This is a genomic window from Actinoplanes sp. NPDC051470, assembly GCF_040682035.1.
In the GTDB taxonomy this organism is placed as follows: Bacteria; Actinomycetota; Actinomycetes; order Mycobacteriales; family Micromonosporaceae; genus Actinoplanes.
Genome location: NZ_JBFBAA010000078.1, coordinates 1 through 3,468, shown reverse-complemented (window position 1 = coordinate 3,468; position 3,468 = coordinate 1). Strand labels below are relative to the sequence as shown.

General features: G+C 65.1%; 5 protein-coding genes. 1 reads left to right on the top strand and 4 read right to left on the bottom strand.

The window, feature by feature from the left end; all coding sequences use genetic code 11:
- On the top strand, window positions 1–886 hold an 886-nt coding region (locus tag AB0M54_RS47800), incomplete at its 5' end, for a hypothetical protein (RefSeq protein ID WP_364480029.1).
- A gap of 154 nt (window positions 887–1,040) precedes the next feature.
- On the opposite strand, the gene AB0M54_RS47795 is transcribed toward AB0M54_RS47800, so the two are convergent.
- The 4 genes from AB0M54_RS47795 to AB0M54_RS47780 form a co-directional block, all read right to left on the bottom strand.
- The gene (locus tag AB0M54_RS47795; RefSeq protein WP_364480026.1) at window positions 1,041–1,202 is read right to left on the bottom strand and encodes a hypothetical protein; all 162 of its coding nucleotides are present in this window, start codon (window positions 1,200–1,202) and stop codon (window positions 1,041–1,043) included.
- A gap of 8 nt (window positions 1,203–1,210) precedes the next feature.
- Window positions 1,211–2,038, bottom strand: coding sequence for a tetratricopeptide repeat protein (locus AB0M54_RS47790; RefSeq protein ID WP_364480023.1), 828 nt, complete (start codon window positions 2,036–2,038; stop codon window positions 1,211–1,213).
- Window positions 2,039–2,303: 265 nt separating this feature from the next.
- On the bottom strand, window positions 2,304–2,738 hold the full coding sequence (locus AB0M54_RS47785) for a hypothetical protein (RefSeq protein WP_364480020.1): 435 nt from the start codon (window positions 2,736–2,738) through the stop codon (window positions 2,304–2,306).
- 4 nt (window positions 2,739–2,742) lie between these two features.
- Window positions 2,743–3,051: a hypothetical protein gene (locus AB0M54_RS47780; protein ID WP_364480017.1), complete on the bottom strand. Its 309-nt coding sequence runs from the start codon at window positions 3,049–3,051 to the stop codon at window positions 2,743–2,745.
- Window positions 3,052–3,468 lie beyond the last annotated feature (417 nt).

Below are 3,468 nucleotides of genomic sequence, written 5' to 3'. Positions count from 1 at the left end.
TGCGCAGAATCGCTTGGGGCACCCGGCAACCATCACACAGCAACCGCAACTGGCGCGATGGGAATTCATCGGTGAGGGCATCCGGATTTGCCGCGATCCGAGCGCTACGAACCGCTACGGCCCCCATCGTCGGCTGGCGCACGCTCGTGCCGCCCGAGCAAGCACTACGCAGCGAAGTGACGGGGCTGTGCGTGCTTATCACGCGCCGGAATGGTGGGAGGCGGTGCCGGATTGGCCGGTAGAGTCCAGCCGTGTGAGTACGGTGCGTGATCAGTCTGGCGATGGTGGCCGCGTTCTCGGTGAGGAGGCCTTGCGCCGGCTGCGGCGGCGATCGGTGTGTGCCATCAAGCCGGGACTGACCGACGCGGAGTTCGGTTTGATCGAGCAGGAGTTCGGGTTTCAGTTCGCCGACGACCACAAGGCGTTCCTCGCTGCGGGACTTCCGGTGAATACGCGGGCTGAGCCCCGCATTCCGGGCGTGAGATACGCGCACTCGGAACCGTGGCCGGACTGGCGGCATGCCGACCGCGACAAGCTGCGCGGCCTACTGGACCGGCCCTCCGAGGGCGTGCTCTTTGACGTCGAGCACAAGAACTTCTGGTACGCCTCGTGGGGCCCGCGTCCTACGGACCTGGCATCGGCCATGGCCGCCGCGAAGCACATGCTCGCGCAGGTGCCGACGATGGTGCCGGTGTACGGGCATCGGTACCTGCCCGCCGGACGGGGAACATTCGGGCACCCGGTGCTGTCCTTGTGGCAGACCGACGTCATCTACTACGGCTTCGATCTCGCCGATTACATCGATCAGGAGTTCAGCCTCAGCGGTTCCAGGGAACAGGTGGGAGAGCCTCGGGCAAGCGTCGGATTTTGGCGAGATTTGGTCTAATCCGAGCGATGCGTGGTCGCCAATTATGTCAAGATCACGTTAACTCATTTGCCGCGGTCCGGGCACTGATGAGCGGCAGGGCTGTCACTCTCCGTCCGACTTCCACGCCCGCTCAAACTCGGCTTCGGTGATCTCGAAGCAGCTCCAGGCAGATTCAGTCAGTGGAAGCATCTGCCTCGACGAGTTCGGCGAATATCTCGGAGGGCTTCTTCCAGTCGAAGATCTTACGCGGTCGGTCGTTGATCTCCGCAGCCACCATCGCCAAATAGTTCGGATCAGCGGTGATCGGGACGCCTTTCGGGAAGAACTCTCGCACGATCCGGTTCAGGTTCTCGTTGCTGCCTCGCTCCCACGGGCTGTGCGGGCGGGCGAAGAACACCGGCAGCCTGTCGCGGTGACAGCGGCGTGCCGGGCCATCTCCGCACCGCAGAGCGCGTTCCGATAGTTGACCGCGGCGCCGGCCAGATCGCCGCGCGCATGGGCGGACACGCCGAACTGATAGCTGAGGCGGGCGGACGCATCCGGCGTGCTGCTCTTCTCCACGACAACCACCAGCCGCTTGGACTGGTAGTCGGCGTCCGCGTAGTCGCCCTGCGACCGGGCTATGGTGCCCAACTGGTCGTACGCGGCGGCGGCCGCGGCGTTGTCGCCCGCCGCGATCGCTCGGCCGAGCGAGGCGTCGATCCGGTCGATGACGTCCAGATCGCCCCGACGCAGCGCAAGCACATTGGCTCCGGTGCGGACCATTTCGGCTACGGCCGCGAAGTCGCCGTCCTCAGCATTCGCGTATGCGCTTCGGTACCAGTGGTCCGCCTCGTCGTATCTTCCGCGCCGCTCGGCGAGGACTGCGATCAAGTGCTCCGCGGCGGCCAGGACCTCGAAGTCCCGGCGGTCGCCGGCTTCCGCTCGCCCCTGGTGAAAGATCTCCTCGGCCTCCTCATGGTCGCCGCGGCGCAAGGCCTGGACACCGAGCTGATGCCGGCCCGCGGCGACGATTGCCGCATCGCCGGCGAGGCTGCCCAGGTCGACGGCCCAGTGGTAGTGGGCGTCGGCTTCCCTGGTATCTCCGCGAACGTTCGCGAGGAGGCCGAACTGCAGGCGGCACGCCGCCATCGTCCGCTCGTCCGACTCCCGCTCCGCCAGGTCGTACAACTCGCGCAGGATTTCGCCTGCCGTCGCATGCTCACCCAGGAGCCGGGCGACGACGCCACGCTGGTGCAGCAGGACACGCGTGCGCCGGACGGTGCCCTCCGCCGGGAGGCGGCCAAGTGTGTCCGACAGTACGGCCCACTCCCTCCGCCAGGCCCCCCACCGATGCAAAACCCGGCACATGTCCACGGTGCGCTCGACGGCCGGTTCAGTGGCGCCCGCCTCGAGATGATGATGGCGGGCGGAGTCGGTCCAGCGGAGATAGACGTCAAGCGAACTGGCATGTGCGGACGACAGCCCGCCACTCCCAATAGGCGGCAGCCTGCCGATGCGGCTGAGTCCGGTCGCGAAGACTCCAGGGGTTTTCGACCCCACCCTCGATGCCGCGGCACGGCGTAACGGCGCCGTCGGGTCCGACCGTGAGAAGCCCGTGGTCACACGCCACCCGGACAGCATCAGAGAACCAACCGGGCGGCCGGTACGGCGGGTCGACGGACGTGTCGTGCACCCCGAGCTGGAACAGCAGCGCGGCACGGTCCACCGGATCACGATGCACACTGGCGGCACTCAACAGTTCCGGGATGCCGACCAGTTTGCTGATTCGGTTGAGTTTGTCGTGCAGATACCACGTGTCTTCGACGCGACCACTCACGCGCTCGATCGCTGCGCGGACGTCATCGGGGGAAACGGGCGGTTCACCCATCGTCTCATCGAGGTAGACCAATGTCCTCGAACCGGTCCAGCACCAGCAGGATTGGATCATTTCCCAGGTCAGTCATCCGGAGAAGCTCGAGACGGTCCTGCCACCTGATGCCGACGTCCTCAAGCCCACGAGCCACCTCCGGCAGATGCGCGCCGACAACCCGGGCCACGGCGGAGAGGATGCCGTCGACCGTCGCCTCTCCATCGACGGCGACGACCTGGCGGGCCAAGTCGGCATCCACGGCATCCCTGACGAACTCGCGGGTCAGGGCCGTCTTGCCGATGCCGCCGAGGCCGTGGACGACGACACACACCGAAGCATCTGAGCGACATCCTTGGCAGATGTCGCGCCCGCCGTTAATACTTCTAGCACGCCAGGCGCCCTTTGTGAGGCCAATGGTTTGGCCAGACATTCATCAGCGCGACTCGCCGAGAAGACGAATGTTGTTGGCATGAAAAACCTCTTGTGACCCATCCTCCATTTGTGCAGCTCAGAGACGCCTTCCGATGGGGTAACGTCCTCTTCAAATGGCAGCGGCTTTACGCCAGACCGGTGACCTGCTACAGAGCGAAAAAGACTGATAAGCAGTCCGAGAGATAGCAAGCCTGTCCCGGCGAGGACCATTCGCCAGTCCTGAAGTGGGCTGTAGTCGCCAGGTAATTGCTTTACAGAATCCGCTTTAGCAAGCAGATAGAACGCCCAGCTTATGCCGAATGACCCGATGATCCCC